We start from the raw sequence: 22,922 nt of genomic DNA on the forward strand, positions 1-22,922 counted from the left end.
GAGATCACCCGCAGCCTCAAACGCTACATAGCCCGCCAAATCTGGCGCATCCTCGAAGCCACCGCTTGACAGCAACCTTCACAGATCTTGCACTTACTGCGCCGGCAGAAGGTGCATCACCCGCATACCGACATCCGGAACTGCAAGATCGGCGAGGCGCGGGGCGCGGGGCGCGGGGGCGCTCAGGGGGGTGGCGGGTTGGCGGTGCGGTCGAGGGCTGCGCCCAGCCGGGTGGCGAGGGCGAGGTGGGCGGCTCGGGCCTGGCGAAACGCGTAGCGGAACAACGGCGTGGGCGCGGTCAGGGTGATCTCGACGTCGATGCGGACCAGACCGTCCGGCTCGGGGCGTAGCCGGGTGTGGTTGCGTACGGTGGTGGCGGGCCATTGGCGGGCCACCATGAGGATCTCGTCGGCCTCGCTGATCAGCACGTCCGCGTGGTAGGTGGTCCGGAAGCGAAGCGGGCCGGCAGCGAGCCGGTCGTTGATCGTGTAGCTGGCCTGGGCGCCGGGCCGGGGCGGTACCCGGGTGACCCGGACGATCAACGGGTGCAGCTCGCCCTGCCGGGTCAGGTCGCTGAGCAGCGCCGCCGCCTCGGCGGGTGAGCACCGGGCCTGGACGGTGTAGCTGAAGGTATCGCTCCTGAGCACACCGTCTCCCGCCGTCGTTGGTCGCCCGATCGTCCCGTACCGATGTCTGGCTGGCAACGCCCGACCACCGTCAGCGCCGCGCGGCGCCGCGGCGATGCGGCGACCTGCGGCTATTCGCACTATTAAGGTCGATTGGTGGGGAACTTCCCGAGGTGCCGGAGGGCGGCCAAGATGAACGGCGACGACCGATGAGCGGGCACGTGATGGTCTTCGCGCCCACTCCGCAGCTGACGGTGACCGTGGACCAGCCCAACGACCATCCGGAGCTGCACCTGCACCCCGGTGGGCAGGGCGTCTGGCAGGCCCGCATGGTGATCTCCCTCGGCGTCGACGTGGTGCTCTGCGCCGCCCTCGGCGGCGAGATCGGCCAGGTGCTGGAGCCGTTGCTGATCAGCGAGGGCGTGGACCTCAAGGTGGTGGTCCGCGACTCCGGCAGCGGCGGGTACGTGCATGATCGCCGTGACGGCTCCCGGCAGGAGATCGCCGACGTGCCCGGGCAGCCACTGAGTCGGCACGAGATCGACGAGCTGTACAACCTCGCCCTCGGTGAGGGCCTGCGGGCCTCGGTGAGCATCCTCAGTGGGCCGAACGCACCCTGGCTCGTACCGGCCGACCTGTACCGACGCTTCGCCGCCGACCTCGGCGCCAACGGCAGCCGGGTGGTTGTCGACCTCTCCGGCGATCACCTCGGTTCGGTGCTGGAGAGCGGGGTGTTCTTCCTCAAGGTGAGCCACGAGGAGTTGATCCGTGATGGCCGCGCCCGCAGCGACGACAGCGCGGAGCTGACCCGGGCCATGTACGAACTGCACGCGGGCGGTGCCGAGACGGTGGTGGTGAGCCGCGCCGACCAGCCGGCGTTGGCGCTCATCGACGGTGAGTTGTTCCAGGTCGAGATGCCCCAACTGGAGGCCGCCGACCCGCGCGGTGCGGGCGATTCGATGACCGCCGGAGTGGCAGCCGTCGTGGCCAGGGGCGGCGACATCCGGACCGCCATCCGCACCGGTGCCGCCGCTGGCGCACTGAACGTGACCCGGCACGGTCTGGGCACCGGTCGGCTGGACTCGATCACCGGCCTGGTGGACCGGGTCCGACTGGTGCCGGCGGACACCCGGCAGCAGGAGCGGACCACCCCGGACGAGTTGGCCGACCGGGTGGTCGAGCGATGACCCTGCGGGTGTTGATCACCAACGACGACGGGATCGCGGCGCCCGGCATCCAGGCACTGGCCTGGGCGGCCCGGCAGCGCGGCCTGGACGTGGTGGTCGCCGCGCCGATGGAGGAGGCGAGCGGCACCAGCGCCGCGATGAGCGCCATGGAGCGCGACGGGCGGGTGGTCGTGCACGACCACCCGCTGCCGGACCTGGCGGGTGTGCCGGCGTACGGGGTCGCCGGGTCCCCGGGCTTCATCACGCTCATCGCCCTGCACGGGGCGTTCGGCTCGCCGCCCTCGGTGGTGCTCTCCGGCGTCAACCGGGGCGCCAACGCCGGCCGGGCGGTGCTGCACTCCGGGACCGTGGGCGCCGCGTTCACCGCCGCCACGAACGGCTGCCGGGCGATGGCGGTCTCCCTCGACGTGCTCTCGGCCGGCGAGGCGACGGCGGCGAGCGGTGGCGCCGCGGTGGATGCCGCCAACCGGGTCCGCGACGCCGAGCGACACTGGGGCACCGCGGCGCGGGTCGCCCTGGACCTGCTCCCACGCCTGACCTCCGCGCCGATGGAGAGCGTGCTCAACGTGAACGCCCCGGACCTGCCGCACGGTCAGCTGCGCGGGGTGCGGCGAGGCACCCTGGCCAGCTTCGGTCAGGTGCAGATGACGGTGGCCGAGTCCGGCCACGGGTTCGTCCGTACCTCACTCGAGGAGCCGGGGCAGGCCGCGCAGCCCGACACGGACGTGGCGTTGCTTGCCGCCGGGTACGCGTCGGTGACGGCCATCCGAGCGGTCACCGAGGCGACCGACATCGACCTCACCGGCCTGGACGAGCAGCGTTGACGGGGACGCCTGGCGCGCTCAGGCGCCGGGCAGCACCTCGGGGGTGGCGGCGCCGGCGAAGTAGGGCTCCGGGGCACCGAAGAGGCCGAGCAGGCCGGTCACCCAGAGCTGCCGGTGCACGAATCGGCTCGGCTCGGTGACCACCAGCTTGACGTCGCTGACCTCGGCTGTCTGGAAGCCGGCGACCATGGCGCTGATGCCGACGGAGTCGATGAAGGTGACAAGCCTCATGTTGAGCTCGATGCGCAGGGGGCGGCCCTTGGCCAGCACCTCCGCGATCGCTTCGCGCACCTCGTACGCTGTGTCGACGTCGATCTCGCCCCGCGGGGCGATCTCCACGACACCACCGGACAGAACCGACTTCACGATCGACAGGCTCACGCGAGCACCTCCACCCGCCCGTCCCCCGGGCGTCTCATCAGTACGCGGGCCGCGACCGAGAGTATTCCTCCGACGGCCTCGGTCGCCACCCCTCGGGATGAGCAATTCGCGGATCCGGGCCCACAAAGCGGCCCATATCCGCACTTTTCAGTATCTGATTACTCAAGACTTTTTGTTATTTGAGCATCGGCGATCGGTCGTGACCGGCGCGCCGCCGAACCAGGGTAGCGGTCCGCACCCGGCACGCCCGACAACCGGCCCACGACGTACGCCTGCCCCGTGTGCCGTCGGCGTGTCGCCCCGGACGGACCGGCGCGATCCGCGCCCCCGGTTGCCGACGCGCCCTAGCATCGGCCGGGACACCACCACGACGGAGAGGATCTTCGATGATCAAGCGGCTTGCCGGGTTGGCCGGCGTCGGCGTTCTGCTCGCCCTCGTCTTGGCCTGTGGTTTCGGTGGCGGAGGCGACGATGACGACGGGGACGACGACGACTTCGCCCGTGGCGTCACCGTGTCAGCGGTGCGCTGAGGCGGTGGCGCGCCAGGTCGGGGCGTGCCGAGCTATCGGTGTGGCGCGCAGGCCGGGGTTTGCGTCCGGCTGACGTGGGGCACTGCGGGATGAGGCGACACCGTGACGCGCTGGAGAGACGCCGACGTCCGAAGTGGCCGGCGGCACCCGAGGAGGTAACCACGATGTTCGGAACCAACCTGCTGGACCGCCGCAGCAAGCCGGAGCGGATCGCGGACCAGGCCTGGGAGCACCTGCTCTCGGCGGTCAGCTACGCCGGGGACAGCGTGCGCGACACCGCCCGCTCGGCCCGCCAGAACAGCAGCGACTTCGCCGACGGCGCGGGTGACCTCGTGGGATCCGCCGCCGACGAGGCGCGACGCCGGGCCTCGCTGGCCTTCGACGCGCTCGCCGGGCGTCAGCCGGCACTGCCCTGGACGCTCCTGATCGGCGCAGCGCTCGTCGGTGCGGCGGTCGGCTGGGCGGTCGGCTCCGCCGCCCGGGCCGCCGGCAGCCGGGACGACCGCGCCGTCGACGACGTGGAGTTCGTCGACGTCGACCGCCCTGGCTCCCCCGCCGTCTGACCGACAGCATCACCCCGACCGGCCCCGCTCGACCTACAGGTCGGGCGCGGCCCGTCCGGTGGTGGGGTAAAGCCCGGTCCGCCGGGTGCCGGACCCCTCAGGCGGCCCGGCGGACCGGTGTTCGGTGGGGTGATCCGGGGGCCGTCCCGGTTCACCTGCTCAGCGGTTCGCGCAGGGGACGGCCGGGAGGTGGGGCCGACCCCACGGCGATGGCGGCGGCCGGCACGGACACGACCGTACCGGCGTGACGTCTCCGCATCTGCGGTTCCTCTCGGGATGGAGCCCCGGGGGACGGGGTCGATCGTCGAGGTGACGCCGTGGCTCGGGGGACGAGCACGACGAAGGGAACGGACGGAGCTGCCCCGGCTCCGTCACCCGACGCGACGGCTCCCGCGATCGAGGAACGCGATTACCGTAACCGAAAGCAGCTCGCTTTGGAAGCGCTCCCATCGTCGGTGTTCGTCCGCCGATCCCACTCGTGCCGCCCAGGTCCGGCCACGCCGTCACCCCGTCCGGGCGAGGGCGGCTCACCCGGGGCGGCGGCAGGATCGCAGCACGGCGGACCTCCGGCCGCAGCCACCACCCGGTCCGCCCCGCCACAGCGGAGGAGGGACAGATGGCGATCGCCGAGATCAACCGCACCGACCAGGACATCCAGACCGCCGTGCTCGACGAGCTGACCTGGGAGCCACGGGTGCAGCCGCACGAGATCGGCGTGACCGTCGCCGAGGGCGTCGTCACCCTGACCGGCCGGGTGGACAGCTATGCCAAGAAGTGGGCCGCCGAACGGGCCGCCCACCGGGTCGCCTCGGTCCGGGCGGTCGCCAACGACGTGGCCGTGCAGCTCACCAACGGCACCGAGCGCGCCGACCCCGACCTGGCCGCCGCGGCAAGTCACGGTCTGGAGTGGGACGCGTTCGTACCCATCGAGAAGCTCCAGGTCACCGTCTCGGCCGGCTGGGTGACGCTGCACGGCGACGTCGAGTGGGAGTACCAACGCCGGGCCGCCGAACGCGCGGTCGCCCGGCTGACCGGCGTACGCGGGGTGAGCAACGGCATCACCGTCCGACCGGCCACCGCACCGGACGGCCGTAACCTGGCCGATCGGATCGTCGACGCCCTCGCCCGGGCCGGAGCGACCGAGGCCGAACGGGTGAGCGTCCGGGTGCACGGCGACACGGCGATCCTCGCCGGGTTGGTGCACTCGATGCCCGAGCGGGCCGAGATCGAGCAGGTGGCCTGGTCCGCGCCGGGCATCCGGGAGGTGCAGAACCACATCGCGGTCGCCCCGGTGCTGCGCTGAACGCGCCGGAGCCGGACGGGCGCGGAACCACCCGAGGTGGGTGAGCCCGCCTCACCCACCTCGGGAGCAGGCTGGTGGCATGAGTGATCCGAGTGGGCTGATCCAGCCGGGGCGGACCGCGCCCGGCTTCACCCTCCCGGCCACCCCGGACGGGGCTCTGCTGGGACCCGAGCAGTTCCGTGGCCGGCCGGTCGTGCTCGCCTTCTACCCCGCCGACTGGAGCCCGGTCTGCGGTGACCAGATGTCGCTCTACCAGTCGGCGGCACCCGTCTTCGCCCAGTACCAGGCGGTGGTGCTCGGCCTGTCCGTGGACAGCATCTGGTCGCACCGGGCTTTCGCGCAGAGCCGGGGCATCGAGTTCCCCCTGCTCGCCGACTTCGAGCCGAAGGGCGAGGTGGCGCGCAGCTACGGGGCGTACATGCCGAACGGTGAGGCGGCCCGCGCGCTCGTCGTGCTCGACCCGGCGGGCAAGGTGACCTGGAGCTACCTGTCGCCGCCCGACGTCAACCCCGGCGCAGACGGCATCTTCGACGCGCTGGACCAACTCGCCGCCGATCGGAAGGTGATGGCCGGATGAGCACGCCACTGCAGGTCACCGCCCGACTTCGGGACCCGGTGACCGCCGAGGACCACATCCGGGGGCCGGCCGACGCGGCGGTGACGATCGTCGAGTACGGCGACTTCCAGTGCCAGTTCTGCGGTGCCGCGTACCCGAACCTGCACGAGTTGCTGCGGCAGCGGGCCGACACCGTCCGGCTGGTCTACCGCTACTTCCCGATCGCCAACGTGCACCCGTACGCCGAACGCGCCGCCGAGACGGCCGAGGCCGCCGCCGTCCGGGGTCGGTTCTGGGAGATGCACGACTGGCTCTACGAGCATCAGGACCAGCTCGACCCGGTGCACCTGTCGCTCGGCGTCGAGCAGGTCGGGTTGCCGCCGGACGAGTTGAACGCCGAGGTGGAGAACCGTGCGCACGCGGACCGGGTGCGCCGGGACTTCGTGGGCGGCATCCGCAGCGGGGTGAACGGCACCCCCACCCTGTTCGTCAACGGCATTCGGCACGACGGCGGATACGACCTGCCCGACCTGCTGACGGCTGCGGACGCCGCCGCCAACGCCTGATCGCCGTCCGCTCAGATCAGCCGTAGCTCGCGCGCCCGCCGGACCGCCTCGCGCCGGCGGGTCGCGTCGAGTTTGCGGTAGATGTTGCGGACGTGGGTCTTCACCGTGTTGACCGAGAGGGACAGTTCGCCGGCGATCTCCACGTTGGACAGGATGCTCTGCAGGTAGCGCAGGATGGTCAGCTCCCGCTCGGTGAGAGGCTCGTCGAGGGCGCCCCCGGTAGCCGGCCCGGCAGGACCCGAGCCGGCGACTCGTACCAGATCGCTGACCAGCGCGAAGTGCGCGGTGCCGGCGTCCAGGTGAGCGGCCAGCAGGTCCCGCACGGGTGGTTCGGCACGGGTGAAGGCCCGTCGACAGCCCTGCGGGCCGGCCAGGTCCAGCGTCCGCTCCAGGATCCGACCCGCCCGCCGCCCGTCCCCGGCGCGTTCGGCGAGCACCGCGTCCAGCAGAGCAGCGTCCAGCCGTACCGGTAGGGGCCAGTCGGTGGCGGCGGGCGCCTGCCAGTCCGGCAGGGTCCGCTCGGCTGCTGCGGCGTCGCCGGCCAGTAGCTGCACCTTCGCCAACGCCACGGCGAGCACCGGGTCGGCCGCGTCGTCGGCGGCGCCGGCCAGCAGCTCTCGGGAGGAGTCCAGGTCGCCCCGCGCGGCACGCAGTTCGGCTTCGGCGGCCCGCAGCAGACCTGTCAACCCAGCGGCGGACGGCCGGTCGGCGAGCGCCTCCCGGGCCCGCACGAGCAGGCGCTGGCCGGCCGCCGGGTCGCCGGAGTCGTGTCGCAGTCGGGCCTGGCACAGTGCGGCCACCGCCGCCGCCACCGGTTCGCCGGAGACGGCGGCCAGCCAGTCGTCACCCCCCTCTGGGTCGCCGGCCCAGCCGCCCGTCGCGGCGAGCGCCGGGCGGGCGAGGGCGAGGTTCGCCGTGGCCTCCTCGGGCTGGTCGCGCAGCAGCGCCACCACGGCGAGGGCCAGGTACGCGTGGCCGCAGTCGAGCCGACAGGACCAGCCCCGACCGGTCGGCATGGCGAGCGCGTCGCGGGCCGCCTGCTCGGCAGCGCCCAACTCGCCGCGCAGCGCGAGCAGCAGCGCGGCGCGACTCGCGGCGACCAGCTCGGTACGTGGCCGGCCGGCCTCCCGGGCCGCAGAGTGGGCCCGGACGAAGCGAGCGGTGGGCAGCGCGCCGTCGGCCAACTCGACGAGCCCCAGCGCGGTGCCGGTGAACGCCCGCAGGTCCAGGTCGTCGGCCGCGCCGCCGCCACCTGTCGTCGGGGCGGAACCGGTCACCCCGGCGCTCGTCGGCTGCCCGCCCGGGCCGGCGGCGGAACCGCCCGGGGCAGCGAGCGTGGCGTCCGCCGGGCGGGTGCGCAGCAGTCGAGCCGCGGCGGCCCGAGCCTCGGCGCGGTCGTCGACGAGCCGGGCCACGGTCAACTCCAGAGCGGTGACCAACCGGAGGAACCGTTCCCGGCGCGGCACCGGCAGACCTGCGGCGTGCGCGGCGGCGGCCCGCAGGTGGCCGGTGGCGGCCGGCAGGTCACCGGCGTACGCGCGTTCGGCGGCGCAGGCCAACGCCGTCTCCGGGTCGGCGCGGATCACCTCCGCCGGCGGCGGCGCGGGTGCCGGGGCGTGCGTCGGGTCACCGTCGTAGCGGGTCAGCTCCGGCCAGTGCGCGACGAACACGTCACCGGCCAGGTCCCAACGGCCGGCGGCCAGGGCGTGCCGCAGAGCGTCGGAGGGCCGACCGTTGCCCGCGTACCAGTCGGCGGCTCGGACGTGCAGCTCCCGCAGTTCGTCGACGGGCAACCGGGCCAGGTCGGCGCGGAGCAGGTCGGCGAGGAGCGACTCGCACCGGTACCAGGGCGGCCGGGTGTCCTCCCGGTGCAGCAGCCCATCGCGGGCCAGGTCGGCAAGCGCCTGCCCGGCGTCGGGGCGCCCGGTCAGCGCCTCGGCCAGGTCGGCGCAGACGGTGTCGACGAGCGCGGTACGGCACAGCAGGTCCCGCTCGGCCGGGTCGACAGTCGCGAGCACCTCCTCGTGCAGGTAGCCGGCGATCTCCGGTTGGTCACCGCCGAACTGCCCCACCCAGCGCTCCGGGTCGGGCTGTCCGCGTACCGCCAGGGCCGCGATGCGGAGCGCGGCCGGCCAGCCGCCGGTGCGCTCGCGTAGCCGGTGCACGGCGGTCGCGGGGAGTGCGGCGGCGTGGGCGGTGAGCAGGTCGGCCACCTCGTCGTCGGTGAACGCCAGCTCGTCCGGGCCGATCTCGGTCAGCTCGCCGGCGAGGCGGAGCCGGTGCAGCGGCAGGTGCAGGTTGGCCCGCGCGCCGATCACCAGACGGAGCTTCCGCCCGGCGTGCCGCAGCAGGAACTCGAGGCCGGTCAACGCCGCCGGGTCGGCCACGCGGTGCAGGTCGTCGAGGACCAGCAGCACCGGCCGGTCGGCGGTGGCGAGGGTGGCGGCCAGCGCCTCCAGTTGGTCGGGGCGCGGCGGGCGGTCCGGCACGGGTCCGTCCGCCGCCGACCCGGTCGCCGACCGCAGCGCTGCGGCCAGGTAGGTCCAGAGCCGGTTCCCGTCGTCGCCGGTCTCCACCGACATCCACGTGGTCACCGGGTGGTCGGTGGGCGAGACCGACAGGTCACCGGAGTCCGGCACGACCGCGCCCGGCTCGGCGTCGGGCGGAGCGCCGCCCAGCCGCACCCAGGAGGCGAGCAGCGTGGTCTTGCCCCAGCCGGCGGGGGCGGTCACCAGGGTGACCGGGCCCGCGCTGCCCTCGTCCAACCGACGCAGCAGGCGGGGCCGGGCCACCACCGGCTCCGGCGGCACGGCCGGCGTCAGCCGGGACGCCAACAGCGGCGGCCCCGGTGCCGGCTCCACCCGTACCCGATTCTGTTCCGGCACCCGGCCCCACCCCCACCACGCGCTCCGCCCCCGGTCGGCGAGCGGTTACCCGACGCGGGCCGGTTCACCCCTTCCGGGCGAGCGCGCTTCACCCGGGCGCCACGGACGATCGAGGGACGCGAACCGGGAGGACGGGTGGTACCGATGGGACGGCTGGCGCGGACGGGACCCGCCCTCGCCCGTTGGCTGGGTTGGCCCGGCGCGGACGGCGAGGCGGGTGGCCCGCCCGGCGCGGACGGCGACGTCGGCGCGCCGGGCCGGTGGGAGGTGGTGACCGTCGACCGGCCGCCGGAACAGGTGCTGCCCGACGGCCGTCTGCCGGAGCCGCTGCGCCGCCTGGACGGTGCGGTCGAGGTGCGGGTGCGGCCGGCGCCCGGCGATCGGGGCACCGAGCTGGCCGCCCGGCCGGTGGCCGGCGTCACCCCACCCACCGGGCTGGCCGCGCACCTGGTCGGCGACGACCCGGGTCTGCTGGTCCGCCGGACCCTGCGCCAGGTCAAGCAACGGGCGGAGGCGGGTGAGGTGCTCCGCGCGGACCGCTCCGCGCTCGACCGTCCCGAGGTCCGCGGGTGAGGGCGCTGTGCTGGGTGGCCGCCGGCGAGCTGGGGGTACGCGAGGTGCCCGACCCGGAGCTGCGCAACGAACGCGACGCCATCGTCCGGGTCCGGCGAAGCGCCACAAGTGGGGGTGACCTGCCGCTGCTGGCCGGCCGGCACCCGCTGCTGCGGGCCGGCGACGTGCTCGGCGCGGAGTTCCTGGGCGAGGTGGTCGAGGTCGGCCCCGAGGTCCGCCGGCACCGCACCGGCGACCGGGTGGTCGTCGGTGCGAGCGTGGCCTGCGGCGGCTGCTGGTACTGCCGCCGGGGCCTGCACTCCTGCTGCGACAACGCCCACGCCGACCTGGCCGGCGCCGACCCCGACTGGGCCCGCTCGGACGCCGGCTGTTTCGGCCGGCCCCGGGCGGCGGGTGGTTTCGCCGGCGGCCACGCCGAGTACGTGCGGGTGCCGTACGCCGATGTCAGCGCCTTCCGGGTGCCGGACGCCGTCGACGACGACCGGGCGGTGTTCGCCGCGGACGCGGCGCCGACCGGGTGGCTCGCCGCCGAGCTGGGCGCGGTGCGGCCCGGCGACGTGGTGGCGATCTGGGGCGCCGGGGCGGTGGGCCAGTTGACCGCCCGGGCGGCGGTGCTGCGCGGAGCCGCCCGGGTGCTGGTCGTGGACCGGCACGAGGAGCGGTTGCGGATGGCCGAGCGGCACTCCGACGCCGAGCCGCTCGACTACCGGCGCAGCGACGTGGCGGCCGAACTGCGGGACCGGAGCGGGGGGCGTGGGCCGGACGTGTGCGTGGTGGCGGTCGGCGCGCCACCGGCCCGGTCGGTGGCCGACCGGTTCGGTGGTCGGCACGCGGACCGACCGGACGCGCTGCGGGAGGCCGTGCACGCGTGTCGCAAGAGCGGCGTGGTGGTGGTGCTCGGTGAGCCGGGTGGCTTCGTCGACGCGTTCCCGCTCGGCGCGCTGACCGAGCGGCGGCTCACGCTGCGCGGCGCCGGTCGGCCGGACCTGCGCGACGTGCCGGCGCTGCTGGACCGGATGGCCCGCGACGAGTTGCGGACCGAACACCTGGCCACCCACCGGCTGCCGTTGGCGCAGGGCCCCGAGGGGTACGCGCTGTTCCGGGATCGGGCCGACGGCTGCGTACGGGCGGTGTTCACGCCGTGACGCGGGCCTGCACGAGTGTCGATCGGCGACCGCGAATGGCAGACTCCGGGGATGGCCGTGGAGCGGACGTACGACGTGGTGCTGTTCGGGGCGACCGGGTTCACCGGCGGTCTGACCGCCGAATACCTGGCCCGACACGCGCCGGCCGGGCTGCGCTGGGCGCTGGCCGGGCGCAACCCGCAGCGCCTCGCCGCCGTCCGGGGCCGGCTCGCCGAGATCGACCCGAGCTTGGCCGACCTGCCGCTGCTCACCGCCGACGTGACGGACGCCGAGTCGCTGCGGGCGGTGGCGGAGGGCGCCCGGGTGGTGGCGAGCACGGTCGGCCCGTTCATCCACCACGGGGAGCCACTTGTCGCGGCCTGCGTCCGGGCCGGCACCGACTACCTGGACATCACCGGTGAGCCGGAGTTCGTCGACCTGATGTACGTGCGTCACCACGACGAGGCGACCCGCACCGGCGCGCGGCTGGTGCACGCCTGCGGCTTCGACTCCGTCCCGCACGACCTGGGCGCCTGGTTCACCGTCAAGCAGTTGCCCGTGGACGTCCCGATCACCGTGGACGGCTATGTGCGCGCCGGCGGCCGGTTCTCCGCCGGCACCTACCATTCGGCGCTCACCGCGTTCTCCCGTACCGGGCAGGCCAGTCAGGCGGCCCGGAAGCGCCGGGCGGTCGAGCCGCGCCCCACCGACCGCCGGGTCCGGGCGGTGCCCGGCCGGCTGGCCCGCTCGGCGGAGCTGGGCATCTGGACCGTGCCGCTGCCGACGATCGACCCGCAGGTGGTCCGCCGCTCGGCCGCGGCCCGCCCGGAGTACGGCCCGGACTTCCGCTACCGGCACTTCGCCGCGGTGAAGCGGCTGCCCACCGTGCTGGCCGGCGCGGCCGGGCTCGGCGCGCTGATCGGGCTGGTGAAGGTGCCGCCCAGCCGGCGCTGGCTGCTGGGCCGGCTGGCGTCCGGGCAGGGGCCCACCGCGCAGCAGCGGGCGTCGTCCTGGTTCCGGGTCCGGTTCGTCGGCACCGGAGGCGGGCAGCGGGTGGTCACCGAGGTCGCCGGCGGTGACCCCGGCTACGACGAGACGGCGAAGATGCTCGCCGAGTCGGCGCTGTGCCTGGCTCTCGACGAGTTGCCGCCGACCGCCGGCCAGCTCACCCCCGTCGCCGCGATGGGTGACGCGCTGCTCGACCGGCTCGTCCGGGCCGGCCTCACCTTCCGGGTGCTCACCCGCTCGGCTTGACCCTCGACCGGGTCGAGGGGGCAGGATGCCCAGCGTGAGCGACCTGCACAGCATCGGTGAGCTGGCCCGGGCCAGCGGCCTGACCGTCAGCGCCCTGCGCTTCTACGACTCGGCGGGGGTCCTGGAGCCGGCGATGGTCGACCCGGTGACTGGCTACCGCTGGTACGCCGAGGGGCAGATCGCCCCGGCCCGGCTGGTGGCCGGGCTGCGCCGGATCGGCATGCCGGTGCCGGAGATCGCCGCCGCGGTACGCGCCGAGCCGGCCGTGGTGCACCAGCTGCTCGACGCGCACCTACGCCGGCTCGCCGACGGGCTCAGCGACGCCCGCCGCGAGGTCGATCGGCTCCGGGCCCTGGTCGACCCGGCCCCGCCGACCGCCACCACGCTGCTGGTCTCCCCCGCCGCCCTGGCCGCCGCGCTCGACGCGGTGCGCTTCGCCGTCAGCGTCGACCCGGAGCTGCCGATGCTCGCGGGCGTGCTGTTCGACGTGGAGCCCGACGGCGTCCGGCTGGTCGCCACCGACAGGTACCGACTCGCGCTGGCGCGGGCCGGTGCCGACGTCGACGGACCGCCGGTACGGGTGTTCGTGCCGGTGGCCCTCGTCGACGCGCTCCGGCCGCTGCTCGACACCGCCGACGCCTGGCCGGTGCGGCTGAGCGTGGCGGGTGCGGACCTGCGGGTGCGGGCGGCCGAGCACACGGTGACCGGCACCGCCCTGCCGTACGACTTCCCGGACTACCACCGGCTGCTCCGTAAGTCCGTCGGTGAGCGGCAGACCGCGCGCCGGATCCCGGTGGACGTGGCCGCGCTGCGGGCCGCGCTGGTCGACCCGGCGGCACCCACTGTCGCGCTCGACCACGACGGCACGACCCGGAAGGTCACCGTGCTCGGCGTCGACGACCAGGGCGACCTTCGGCTGCTTCGCAGCGCCGAGATGGGCACCGACGCGCTGCGGGTCGGGGTGGACGGTGGTTACCTGCTGGACGCGCTGGACGCGGCCGGCGCGGCGCAACTGGTGCTGGAGCTGGACGGGCCGATCGCCCCGCTGGCCGTACGCCGGCCGGACGACACGGACACCTACTCGGTGCTGATGCCGATCCGGCTGGAGAACCTCCCCGTCCCGGGCCGAGGGGGCCGCGACGGTAGCATCTGATGGTTCACCAGTGAACCCCGGACGGAGGCGTACGGAGCAGCATGCTCGACATGGAGTTGATCCGGAAGGATCGCGAGGCGGTGGCGACCGCGTTGGCGAAGCGTCTGGATCCCGCCGAGGTCACCCGATCCCTGGACGAGATCCAGCGGCTCGACCAGGAACGCCGCGCCCTGATCACGGAGATCGACGCCGAGCGGCAGCGCCGCAAGGCGGAGGCCCGGGCGTACGCCCAGGCCAAGCGGGCCGGCGAAGAGCCGCAGGTCGCCGCACCGGAGGCCGAGCGTAAGCAGCTCGCCGAGCTGGAGTCCCAGCTGGACGAGGTGCAGGCCCGACTGCGCGACGCGATGAGCGAGCTGCCCAACCTGCCCAGCGACGACGTGGTGGCCGGCGGCAAGGAAGCCAACCGGGTCGTGAAGACCTTCGGTGAGCCGCCGGTGATCGAGAAGGTCCGCGACCACGTGGAGCTGAGCCGCGCGCTCGGCCTGGTCGACTACGAGCGCGGCGTGAAGCTCGGCGGTTCCGGTTTCTGGATCTACACCGGGGTCGGCGCCCGGCTGGAGTGGGCGCTGCTCAACTACTTCGTCGACCAGCACATCAGGGCCGGCTACGAGTTCCTGCTCCCGCCGCACCTGCTGCTGGATTCGGCCGGTTTCGCCGCCGGGCAGTTCCCCAAGTTCTACGACGACGTCTACCACCTGGACTCGGCGTCCGCTCCGCGCGGCCAGTTCCTGCTGCCCACGTCGGAGACGGCGATCCTCGGCGCATACCAGGACGAGATCCTGGAGACCCCGAAGCTGCCGCTGAAGGCGTTCGCGTACACCCCGTGCTACCGGCGGGAGTCGGCCGGCTCGCACTCGGACGAGCGCGGCACCGTGCGCGGCCACCAGTTCAACAAGGTGGAGATCTTCCAGTTCACCCTCCCCGAGCAGGCCGACGCCGCGCTCGAGGAGATGCTCGCCCACGCGGAGAGCCTGGTCGAGGGGCTGGGCCTGCACTACCAGCGCACGCTGCTCTCGGCCGGTGACGCCAGCGCCTCGATGAAGAAGACCCTCGACATCGAGGTGTGGATGCCGAGCACCGGGAAGTACAAGGAGGTGTCGTCGGTCTCCTGGGCCGGTGACTACCAGGCTCGCCGGGCCGCCATCCGCTACCGCGAGCCGGGCGGCAAGCAGACCCGTTTCGTGCACACGCTCAACGGCTCGGCGCTTGCCACCAGCCGGCTCTTCCCGGCCATCCTGGAGCAGTACCAGCAGGCCGACGGCAGCGTCCTGGTCCCGAAGGTCCTCCAGGAGCGCCTGGGCACCGACCGTCTGACCCCCCTGCGCTAGCCGGCCCCCGCAGCACTCGGCGGCGGGGCTGGTGCGATCCGCACCAGCCCCGCCGCCGCCGTTTCGGGCCACGGGTGTCAGACCGTTGTCGATCCCGAGGGTTCAGGCACCGAACGCCTCCACGGAGGTCAGCCGGGCGTCACCGGGTTGCCAGTCGGCGACCGTGATCGCCACGTACCGCCCGGAGGACGTGGTCGTGACGGTGGTCTCGGGTTTCGGCTTCGCAACCGAGGCGACCGCCACGTAGCCGAGTCCGTCGGCCGAGGTGGCCACGGTGATCGGCCGCCGCCGACCGGGGGTCCAGGTCAGGCGGACCGAGGCCAGTTCCCGCAGCGATCCGAGGTCGATCACCAGTCGGCCGTTCGGGCCGGGTTGCCAGGCGGTCCCCGGGTCGCCGTCGACGGCTGCCGACGGGTCGGTCATGCCGGCCGGAAGCGGTGACGTCGGGAAGGTCGTCCGGGACCGGGCCAGGTCACTTGTCGGCGTCACCGTCCCACCTGCGAACGCGACGTCCTTGCGGTGCCCTGCGGGAACCGTCACCCGCTGTCGGGCGCCGCCGGCCGCGCACTCCACCTGCACCTTCACCATCTGCCCGGCGGGTGCGGTGATTCGGAGGTGGTGCGAGTCGGTGACGTCGAACCGGGTACCGGCGGGGATCACCTTCTCCGGGTGTGCCGCGGTCGCGGTGAACCGGGGCGGCTCGACGCGTGCGGTCGCGGCGGCAAGGTCGACCTGATAGGTGCTGGTCCCCGATCCGGTGACCTGGCTTCCGCGGTACAGCCGCAGCGTGGCGTGCTGCGGAAGCGTGACGGCCGCCGTCGTGATGTCGTCGCCGGACAGGTTGAACAGGCTCAGGTATCCGTCCGCGTCACTCACCCGCAACGCCTCCGGACCGCCGCTGGGCAGGGTTCGAGACGCCGCGGCGGCGAGGGCCGACCTGCTCGCGCCCGCGTACCCCTCGATGACCAGCCGAGTGCTGCCGGTGGCCGGTCCGCTGGACAGGGTGACGGTGGCGGCGGTCACGGTGATCGGATTCGTGGCGTTGTGCACCACCAGACCGGCTCGTCCGTCGACGTCCAGCCAGGAGCCGGCGATGGTCGGGCTGTCCGGCACGACCGCCGCGTCGCTCCAGTCGGTGCCGTCGAGAGAGGTCTGGATGACGTAGCGGGTGCCGTACGCGGCCTCCCAGTCCAGACGTACGCCGCTGATGTCGATGGGCCCGCCGAGGTCGACGGCGAGCCAACTGTCCGCGCGGGCGCGTTCCTCCCGGGCGACCGCCCAGCGGGTGCCGGGGTTTCCGTCGGTCGCCCGTGCCGCAGGGTAGGCGGGGTCGGCGGACGAGGCCGTGGTGGGCCGGCCGACGGCGAGGTCGACCCCGCCGGCGTTCTGCACGGCGAAGGCGAACAGCGAGTAGCCGTACTGGTTGACGGGGGTTCGGCCAAGCATCCGCACGTACCTCGCGGAACGAGGCGCGAAGCTGATCTGGTCGGTTCCGCCGTCGCCGACGCCCGATTGTCCGGCCAGGGTGACGGACCCCTGTTCGCCGGTGAAGGTACGGGTGCCGGTGAGCCCGGGCACACCAGGCATGTCCAGGTTGAACAGGGTGAGCGTGCCCTCGTCGGCACCGGTGCCGGTGGTGGCGTACACGACCGTACCGGTGGGCAGCGTGACGTATCCGGCGGTGCCGCCGGCGACGCGGAGAACTGTCGCGGTGGCGTCGAGACCGTCCCGGGCCACGGTGTACGCGGCAGAGGTGCGGCCGAGGACCGGCGCGGACTGCCTCGGCAGCAGCGAGGCGGCCCGGGTGTCGAACAACCAGTTGTCGTGGGCGGGGGCCCACTGGAACGAGACGAACCCGGTCTTGCTGACCGCGGCGGCGAAGGCGGTCGGAGTTTGCTGGGCGGTCAGCCCGGCCTGCTCGCCGAAGTCCCGGGTGCCCGCCGCCGCCGCGAAGAACGTGGTGCTGGCGACCGGCTCGACCACGCCGCCGTTGGCTGCCCGCCAGGAGTGGAAGAGATAACTGATGGCGAGTTCGGCCCGGGCTTCGGGCTCGTACTTCGGCTCGCCGCTGAACTTGGTGAGCCGATTCTCCGGCGGGTAGTTCAGGTAGGGCATGAGCCGGTCGGCGAGGTCCGCCTCGGCGCGGGCGGCGTGCCGGTCGCCCTGGACCTGCGCGAGGAAGGCGAGCGGCAGGACGTCACGGCCGTACAGGTGGTAGCGGTCCGCGACAATCGGCATGAAGGGTTCGCCGGCATCGCTTGCCAGCAGCCGCATGGTCCGCCACAGCTCGGCGCCGCTGGGCTGCCGGGTGAGTGCCTCGGGGAGCGGTTGGCCGGCGGCCAGGAAGTGCGCCGCGGTACGACCCGCGGTGCGCCACAGTTCTTCCTGGTAGTGCGGGCCGAAGGAGCCGTGGTTCTCGACCAGGAACGTGTCGTGGATGTTGTGGGCGCTGTTCCAGTCCGCGACCGCCCGACCGTCGACGACGGCGGGGTTGGCACGGTCGGCTGCCGGTAGTCCGGTCGCGTTGAGCGTCCACGTCAGGAACCGCTCGCGCCACGCCGGGGCTTCGGGGTCGTCAGTCGCCCACGCCAGGCCGGGTGCGATCGCCTGGGCGTAGACCCCCATCTCCTCCAGCTTGGTGTCACCGATCCAGCCACCGGTGAGGCCGTTCGGCGTCCAACTGCCACTCAGCGGGTCGTTACCGGTCCCGAGGGAATGGGCGTACGCGGCCTGCCCACGGGCGATGCGGTCGACGTTGGTGCGGGTCACCTCGTCCAGTTCGGACCAGAGCAGTCGGGCGGCCAGGACGAAGTACAGCTCGAAGGTGCTGTCCCAGAACAGCTGTCGGCCCCACTCGGTGCCGCCGGCGAGCCGGTTGGTGGCCGCGAACCGGCGGATGGTGGCGACAGTACGGGCGTGCAGCGTGTCCCGGTCGACCCCTGCTGCCGCCGGGTCGTAGCCGGGCGAGGTGAGCAGGACCGCGTTACCCAGGACGACGGCGAACCTGAAGTCCGCGAGGCGGTACGCGTTGATCGCGGGATCCCATTGCTCCTCGGCCCATCGGGTGTGGGCGAGCAGCAGCGCGTGGTAGGTGGTGGCGACCGGGCCGGTGGCCGCAACCGGGGACGTGGTGGCGGCTGGCGCGGCCTGGGCGGCGGCGGGTCGGGCGATGGCGAGTCCAGCGCCGACGGCGCTGCCAAGGATGAGGAGCCGCCGCCTGCTCAACTCGAATTCGGATATACGCATGGTGGCCCTTCGGTGTGACAACGTTGTCAGCCAGCCTCCGATGATCGTTTCCAGATGTCAAGACCAAACGCGTTACCTCAGATCCCCACCGCTTCCTCACCGTTGATCATGAAGTTGTTGCCCCTCGCCTCGGCGCGTCGGGGCGATAACTTCATGATCAACGAGGGCTGGGGTGGGGCGGCGCTTCAGGAAGAACGCGGTTACGAGGAGGAGGGCCAAGGCGGCGAGGAGCACCGTCGGGCCGATCCGGTCCACGGTGTTGGCCAGGGCTCGCTGGACCTGGGCGGCCACCCGGATGACCGGGTCGTGCAGCGCGTCCCGGCGGCCGGCGGCAAGCCGCAGCTCGTACCAGCCGTACCAGGCGACGTAGCCGCCGGCGAGCACCAGCACCAGGCCACCGAGACGGGGCACCAGCGCGCCGGCGACGCGCAGCCGGGCCACCAGACCGTCGCGCAGCAGCGCCACCCCGAGCGCGGCGACCGCGACCACCAGACCCATCCCGAGGGCGTACGCGCCGAACAGCGCCAACCCCTGGCCGGTCGAGCCGGCCTGGAGGCTTGTCACCACGATCGCCAGGAACGGCGCGATGGCGCAGCCGAGCGACGCCAGCGCGTACGCCGCGCCGAACAGCGCCATCGACGGCCAGGACCGGGTCAGTCGGGGGGCCCGTGCGGACCAGCCGGGGGCTGGCAGCCGCCGACCGACAAGCAACCAGCAGCCGGCCACCACCAGCAGCACCCCGAGCGCCACGGTCAGCCACGGCAGCCGGGGCCGTAACCAGCCGGCAAGCGGCGCGAGCGCCAGGCCGAACGCGCCGAACACCAGCACGTACCCCACTGTCAGCCCGGCCGCCGCGGTGAGCGCGCGGCCGACCGCGCCGCGGGTGTCCGACGTCCCGGCGACCAACAGCGAGAGGTACGCGGGCAGCAGCGCGAAGCCGCACGGGTTGACCGCGCCGAGCATGCCGGCGGTCAGCGCGAGCAGCAGTGCGGCGGTCACGCCCCGGCCAGTGCGGCGACCTTGGCGGTGAGCGCCTCACCGTCCAGGAAGCCCTGGTGGACGACTGCGCCGTTCCGGTCGATGATGACGAAGATGCTCTGTTCGGTCACCTTGAACCGCTTCCAGAGCACGCCCTTGCCGTCCTCGATCTGCGGCGTCGCGCCGAGCTCGAACTCGGTGACGAACTCCTTCATGGCCTTCCGCTCGCCGAGCCCGGCGACGCCGACGATCGGCACGGTGTCCCGGTACTTCGGTGCGATCTCGGCCACCGTCCAGGCCTGGCTGGCGCAGGTGGCGCACCACGGCGCCCAGAACCACAGCACCACCGGCCGGCCGGCGAGCTGGGCCGCGTCGAACGCGGCCCCGCCGAGGGTGGTCCCGGTGAAGCGCAGCACGTCCGGGACCTGCGCCGCAGCGGCGGGTGGTCCGCCGCTCGGCGTGGCCGGCGTCCCGGTCGGCGTGGTCGGGGTGGTCGGCGAGCCGGTCGAAGCCGGAGGCGATCCGGCGGCGACGGGCCCACCGGGCGCGGTACCGGTACAGGCGGCGACGCCGAACAGGGCCGTGACGAGCGCGCCGACGGTGACGGCGCGGCGCAGTTGCCCGACCCCTGCCCGAGGGCGCACCCGCCCGAGCGTTCCGCACGCCATGCCGATCCGCATCCGCTTCTCCGTTCCGGTCCGGAAGGGACCCCTGCTGGACCTCGAAGCTTGCCTACTCGGCCTTGGCGAGTCGCAGCGCCAGCTCCGGGCAGACCTTGACCGCCTTCAACGCGCCCTCGCGCAGCCAGGTCGGCACGGGGGTGGCCGGGAAGGCGGGGAATCCGTTCGCGTCGAGCCGGATGAAGTCCGGTACGACGTGCGCGCAGAGGCCGTGCCCGTCACAGCGCGACCAGTCCAGGGTGAGCTTCTGCGGGTTCGCGTCGGGTGCGCCCGGCAGCCCCATCACGCCCTTGACCCGTCGGCCGCAGCCGTCGCCGGTGCTGTGCAGCCGCAGGTCCTCGGTGAAGACCTCGATCGCGGAGAGCGCGAACCGGGCGGTGCCGTCCGGGTGACTGCACGCGCCCCGGCCCCTCACCTCGCCGGCGGCGGCGCGCACGACGTCCGCCGGTTGGCTGCCGGCGACGGCCAGGTCCACCGCGCGGGCCAGGTCCGGCAGGCCCATCTTGCACGGTCCGCACTGGCCGGCGGACTCGCCGGCCAGGTAGCGCACCACCTGGGCGGCCTCACCGAGCGGGCAGGTGTCGACGCCGAGCGGGACGATGATGCCGGCGCCGAGGGTGCCCCCCACGGCGGCCAGACCCTTGCGGGAGACCTCGGCCTTCTCCGCCGCCTCCGGGGTGATCCACTTGCCGTGGTAGCCGCCCATCAGGATGCCCTGGACGTCCGGCACCTCGCACAGGTCGAGGACGTCGCGCAGCGGCATGCCTGCGGTGCACTCCACCACGGCCGGTCGACCCGCCGCGCCGGTCACCGTGAGCAGCACGGTGCCCGGCTCGTCGTCGGTGCCGAGCGCCGCGTACTCGTACGGGCCCAGTCGGGCGCCGATGGCGAGTTGGGCGTACGTCTCGGCGTTGGACAGCAGGGTGGGCAGGCCGCTGACCCCGGAGTCGCTGGAGCGCTTCTTGGTGCCGGGCGGGATGTGCGGCAGCCCGTTGATGCCGTTGACGAGTGCGCCGCCCTCACCGGAGATGAACCGGTGCGGCACGGTCACGATCGTCGTCTGCACCGGCATCCGGCGCTCGTCGAGGGCCTCCATCAGCGAGTCCCGGCCGACCCCGTCGTCCGCCACGCCGATCACGATCTCGTCGGCGTCCAGCGCGTACGCGGCCAGCGCCGCGCCGTCCAGGATCAGGTGCGGGGCGCGGGTCAGCAGGACCTTGTCCTTCCAGCTGGCCGGCTCCCCCTCGGTGGCGTTGACCACCACCACGGCGGCCAGGTCCTGCCGCTCGCAGGACTCCAGCACCGCGCGCATCTTGCGGGCGAACGGGAACCCCGCCCCGCCCTTGCCCTTGAGCTGCATGCCCTCGGCGAGCTGGAGCAGTTGCGCGGGCTCCATCGGGCCGATCGGTCCGTGCACGTCCTCGTGCGCGCGCAGGTCGAGTCGGCCGTACTCGGCGAAGCCGGCGGTGAGCCGGGGCTCACCCACGCAGGCGACCGGCGGCACGGCGGTCCGCATCACTTCGCCTCACCCCGCAGACCGGCCCAGTAGGCCCCGTCCACCGCGTCGGCGCTCGCCTTGCGGCGCTTGGCGGAGCGGCCGTCGCCGGCGGCCCGCTTGGCGCGGCGGGACGCCAGGTCGACGAGGGTCGGGGTGTCGTCGACGGGCGGCGGCACCTCGTCCGGCACGTACCGGGCCGGCGGACGCCAGTAGTCCGGCTCCTCGGGCAGGTCGTCCTCGACGCTGTGCCGGCCGCTGCCGCTGCGCGGCGCCGACGAGATCGGGTTGCTGGAGATCGGCTCGGCGGAGACCGGCTCGCTGCCCTGCCACCGGCGCGGGCTGTCCCACGGCTCCTCGGGCTCGTCGAGGGCCGGCTGCGGCGGCGCCGAGTAGCGGCTGCCGTCGTCCTCGCTGCGGGACCGGCGACGGGACCGCTCGGCGGCCGGCTCCTCGGCACGGCGCCGTCCGGCCGGTGCCACCTCGTCGCGGGTACGCGAGGCGCGCCGCCGGGTCACCGGCTCGACCTCCTCCTCGTCGCGTAGACGGGTGTCGGTCTCCTCCACGCTGCGCCGGGCCGACCGACGGGTCGTCGGCTCCTCCTCGGCACGTCGGCCGCGCGAGGACCGTTCGGCGTCGCGGCGGGCGGCCGGCTCCTCCTCCCGGCGGCGTCGAGTGGGCCGGGCCGGCTCGACGAGCGAGCCGGGCTCGGGCACCACCGGGACGGTGAACCGTTCCGGGTCGCGCCGCGCGGCCGGGGCGGCCCAGGTGGCGGTGGTGGTGTCCGCCCAGGCGGGACGCTTGTCGGCGGGCTTGCTGCGCCGCCCCAACCCGGCAAGCAGCGTTCGGGCGGTCTTCGCCTCCTCGGCCCGGCCAGCCATCACCGCGTTGCGCACCGCTGCCTGGTGCTGCTCGCGGCTGCGCCGACCGATGCTGACCGAGAGCCGGACCAGCAGGGCCAGCACCACCAGCAGGATGCAGCCCAGGTAGCTGAACATCACCCAGGGCGCTGCGGCGCGACCGGCGTTGAGGCCGTGCACCACGGCGAACGGCCAGGCCAGGTACGCGACGGAGTGCAGGGCCCGCCACAGCCACTTCGGACCGACGTCGGCGAAGCGGGCGCGGATGATGCCGGTCCAGATCACGCTGACCATCAGCAGTGCGGCGACGGTGCCGAGCCCCACGTAGAGCCCTCGGCCGCCGACGAACGGCACCAGCGCGTCGGTCGCCGCCGCCCGCCCGGTGGCGATCTTGGTGAGGACGTGGAAGCCGAGGCCGGCCACGCCCAGCACGCCGGTGGCCCGGTGCGCCGACTGCATCAGCACCCGGTGCGGAATGCGCAGCACCAGTCGGTCGGTGGCGAGCAGACCGAGCATCACGGTCAGGCTCAACGTCACCAGGGAGATCACCCCGGCGAAGAACTCGGTGAAGAAGAAGCCATACGCGTACGCCTTCTGGCCGGCGCCGGTCAGCATGATCGCCGCCCAGAGCGCCGCGAGCAGCGACGCGATCAGGAGGGCGCTCGCCGACCGTGACGGAGTACGCACCCCCCGACTGCTGGCGCTGGTCCGGACGGTCGCCGCCTTGTTGTCCTGCTGTGCCCGGGCCATCTGCTCCTCGATCGTCTCGCGGCGGCGTACCACCGGCCGACCCCTGCTCCCCCATCCAGT

General features: G+C 73.8%; 20 protein-coding genes. 12 read left to right on the top strand and 8 right to left on the bottom strand.

Annotated features, from left to right (window positions below; genetic code table 11):
• Window positions 1-182: 182 nt before the first annotated feature.
• A complete protein-coding gene (locus ACWER9_RS25845) occupies window positions 183-647 on the bottom strand; it encodes an SRPBCC family protein (protein ID WP_452304268.1) in 465 nt (154 codons plus the stop codon).
• Between the two features lie 188 nt (window positions 648-835).
• Here ACWER9_RS25845 and ACWER9_RS25850 point away from each other — a divergent pair, with 188 nt between their 5' ends.
• Window positions 836-1,813, top strand: a complete 978-nt coding sequence (locus ACWER9_RS25850) for a 1-phosphofructokinase family hexose kinase (protein WP_452304269.1) — start codon at window positions 836-838, stop codon at window positions 1,811-1,813.
• A complete protein-coding gene (gene surE / locus ACWER9_RS25855) occupies window positions 1,810-2,637 on the top strand; it encodes a 5'/3'-nucleotidase SurE (RefSeq protein WP_452304270.1) in 828 nt (275 codons plus the stop codon). Before ACWER9_RS25850 ends, surE begins: the two co-directional genes overlap by 4 nt.
• Window positions 2,638-2,655: 18 nt before the next feature.
• Here the strand turns inward: surE and ACWER9_RS25860 are convergent, their stop codons facing one another.
• Complete coding sequence (locus ACWER9_RS25860; protein ID WP_030330302.1) at window positions 2,656-3,018, bottom strand: STAS domain-containing protein; 363 nt, start codon at window positions 3,016-3,018, stop codon at window positions 2,656-2,658.
• Window positions 3,019-3,404: 386 nt separating this feature from the next.
• On the opposite strand from ACWER9_RS25860, the gene ACWER9_RS25865 reads away from it, so the two are divergent.
• The 5 genes from ACWER9_RS25865 to ACWER9_RS25885 all read left to right on the top strand — a co-directional run bounded on the left by ACWER9_RS25865 (window position 3,405) and on the right by ACWER9_RS25885 (window position 6,536).
• Entirely contained in the window at window positions 3,405-3,548 is a 144-nt protein-coding gene (locus tag ACWER9_RS25865; protein WP_357353745.1) for a hypothetical protein, read from the top strand.
• Window positions 3,549-3,712: 164 nt separating this feature from the next.
• Entirely contained in the window at window positions 3,713-4,111 is a 399-nt protein-coding gene (locus tag ACWER9_RS25870) for a hypothetical protein (protein WP_452304271.1), read from the top strand.
• Between the two features lie 616 nt (window positions 4,112-4,727).
• Entirely contained in the window at window positions 4,728-5,414 is a 687-nt protein-coding gene (locus ACWER9_RS25875) for a BON domain-containing protein (protein WP_452304272.1), read from the top strand.
• 79 nt (window positions 5,415-5,493) lie between these two features.
• Window positions 5,494-5,991 carry a redoxin domain-containing protein gene (locus ACWER9_RS25880; RefSeq protein ID WP_452304273.1) on the top strand — a complete coding sequence of 166 codons (498 nt, stop codon included), beginning with the start codon at window positions 5,494-5,496 and terminating at the stop codon, window positions 5,989-5,991.
• Window positions 5,988-6,536, top strand: a complete 549-nt coding sequence (locus ACWER9_RS25885) for a DsbA family protein (protein WP_452304274.1) — start codon at window positions 5,988-5,990, stop codon at window positions 6,534-6,536. Before ACWER9_RS25880 ends, ACWER9_RS25885 begins: the two co-directional genes overlap by 4 nt.
• A gap of 11 nt (window positions 6,537-6,547) precedes the next feature.
• Here ACWER9_RS25885 and ACWER9_RS25890 read toward each other — a convergent pair whose 3' ends face one another.
• Window positions 6,548-9,421, bottom strand: coding sequence for a LuxR C-terminal-related transcriptional regulator (locus tag ACWER9_RS25890; protein WP_452304275.1), 2,874 nt, complete (start codon window positions 9,419-9,421; stop codon window positions 6,548-6,550).
• A gap of 135 nt (window positions 9,422-9,556) precedes the next feature.
• Here ACWER9_RS25890 and ACWER9_RS25895 point away from each other — a divergent pair, with 135 nt between their 5' ends.
• Genes ACWER9_RS25895 through serS form a run of 5 tightly spaced genes read left to right on the top strand, consistent with a single transcriptional unit; the run spans window position 9,557 to window position 14,853 of the window.
• The gene (locus ACWER9_RS25895; protein WP_452304276.1) at window positions 9,557-9,994 is read left to right on the top strand and encodes a hypothetical protein; all 438 of its coding nucleotides are present in this window, start codon (window positions 9,557-9,559) and stop codon (window positions 9,992-9,994) included.
• Window positions 9,991-11,139 carry an alcohol dehydrogenase catalytic domain-containing protein gene (locus ACWER9_RS25900; RefSeq protein WP_452304277.1) on the top strand — a complete coding sequence of 383 codons (1,149 nt, stop codon included), beginning with the start codon at window positions 9,991-9,993 and terminating at the stop codon, window positions 11,137-11,139. The genes ACWER9_RS25895 and ACWER9_RS25900 overlap by 4 nt, the downstream gene beginning before the upstream one ends.
• 51 nt (window positions 11,140-11,190) lie before the next feature.
• Complete coding sequence (locus ACWER9_RS25905; protein ID WP_452304278.1) at window positions 11,191-12,372, top strand: saccharopine dehydrogenase family protein; 1,182 nt, start codon at window positions 11,191-11,193, stop codon at window positions 12,370-12,372.
• A 43-nt stretch (window positions 12,373-12,415) separates the two neighbouring features.
• Entirely contained in the window at window positions 12,416-13,525 is a 1,110-nt protein-coding gene (locus ACWER9_RS25910) for a DNA polymerase III subunit beta family protein (RefSeq protein WP_452304299.1), read from the top strand.
• 41 nt (window positions 13,526-13,566) lie between these two features.
• Entirely contained in the window at window positions 13,567-14,853 is a 1,287-nt protein-coding gene (serS, locus tag ACWER9_RS25915) for a serine--tRNA ligase (RefSeq protein WP_452304279.1), read from the top strand.
• 102 nt (window positions 14,854-14,955) lie between these two features.
• Here the strand turns inward: serS and ACWER9_RS25920 are convergent, their stop codons facing one another.
• The 5 genes from ACWER9_RS25920 to ACWER9_RS25940 form a co-directional block, all read right to left on the bottom strand.
• Entirely contained in the window at window positions 14,956-18,099 is a 3,144-nt protein-coding gene (locus ACWER9_RS25920; protein WP_452304280.1) for a discoidin domain-containing protein, read from the bottom strand.
• Between the two features lie 96 nt (window positions 18,100-18,195).
• On the bottom strand, window positions 18,196-19,098 hold the full coding sequence (locus ACWER9_RS25925; protein ID WP_452304281.1) for a cytochrome c biogenesis CcdA family protein: 903 nt from the start codon (window positions 19,096-19,098) through the stop codon (window positions 18,196-18,198).
• On the bottom strand, window positions 19,095-19,757 hold the full coding sequence (locus ACWER9_RS25930) for a TlpA family protein disulfide reductase (protein WP_452304282.1): 663 nt from the start codon (window positions 19,755-19,757) through the stop codon (window positions 19,095-19,097). The genes ACWER9_RS25925 and ACWER9_RS25930 overlap by 4 nt, the downstream gene beginning before the upstream one ends.
• 52 nt (window positions 19,758-19,809) lie before the next feature.
• Window positions 19,810-21,273, bottom strand: coding sequence for an NADH-ubiquinone oxidoreductase-F iron-sulfur binding region domain-containing protein (locus ACWER9_RS25935; protein WP_452304283.1), 1,464 nt, complete (start codon window positions 21,271-21,273; stop codon window positions 19,810-19,812).
• A complete protein-coding gene (locus ACWER9_RS25940) occupies window positions 21,273-22,895 on the bottom strand; it encodes a hypothetical protein (RefSeq protein ID WP_452304284.1) in 1,623 nt (540 codons plus the stop codon). Before ACWER9_RS25940 ends, ACWER9_RS25935 begins: the two co-directional genes overlap by 1 nt.
• Window positions 22,896-22,922 lie beyond the last annotated feature (27 nt).

The organism is Micromonospora sp. NPDC003944 (assembly GCF_053605225.1).

Bases quoted from the DNA above. Each gene is read 5' to 3' on its own strand.
- ACWER9_RS25850 (WP_452304269.1), top strand. From the start codon at position 836: ATGAGCGGGCACGTGATGGTCTTCGCGCCCACTCCGCAGCTGACGGTG.
- surE (WP_452304270.1), top strand. From the start codon at position 1,810: ATGACCCTGCGGGTGTTGATCACCAACGACGACGGGATCGCGGCGCCC.
- ACWER9_RS25865 (WP_357353745.1), top strand. From the start codon at position 3,405: ATGATCAAGCGGCTTGCCGGGTTGGCCGGCGTCGGCGTTCTGCTCGCC.
- ACWER9_RS25870 (WP_452304271.1), top strand. From the start codon at position 3,713: ATGTTCGGAACCAACCTGCTGGACCGCCGCAGCAAGCCGGAGCGGATC.
- ACWER9_RS25875 (WP_452304272.1), top strand. From the start codon at position 4,728: ATGGCGATCGCCGAGATCAACCGCACCGACCAGGACATCCAGACCGCC.
- ACWER9_RS25880 (WP_452304273.1), top strand. From the start codon at position 5,494: ATGAGTGATCCGAGTGGGCTGATCCAGCCGGGGCGGACCGCGCCCGGC.
- ACWER9_RS25885 (WP_452304274.1), top strand. From the start codon at position 5,988: ATGAGCACGCCACTGCAGGTCACCGCCCGACTTCGGGACCCGGTGACC.
- ACWER9_RS25905 (WP_452304278.1), top strand. From the start codon at position 11,191: ATGGCCGTGGAGCGGACGTACGACGTGGTGCTGTTCGGGGCGACCGGG.
- serS (WP_452304279.1), top strand. From the start codon at position 13,567: ATGCTCGACATGGAGTTGATCCGGAAGGATCGCGAGGCGGTGGCGACC.
- ACWER9_RS25920 (WP_452304280.1), bottom strand. From the start codon at position 18,099: ATGCGTATATCCGAATTCGAGTTGAGCAGGCGGCGGCTCCTCATCCTT.
- ACWER9_RS25930 (WP_452304282.1), bottom strand. From the start codon at position 19,757: ATGCGGATCGGCATGGCGTGCGGAACGCTCGGGCGGGTGCGCCCTCGG.
- ACWER9_RS25935 (WP_452304283.1), bottom strand. From the start codon at position 21,273: ATGCGGACCGCCGTGCCGCCGGTCGCCTGCGTGGGTGAGCCCCGGCTC.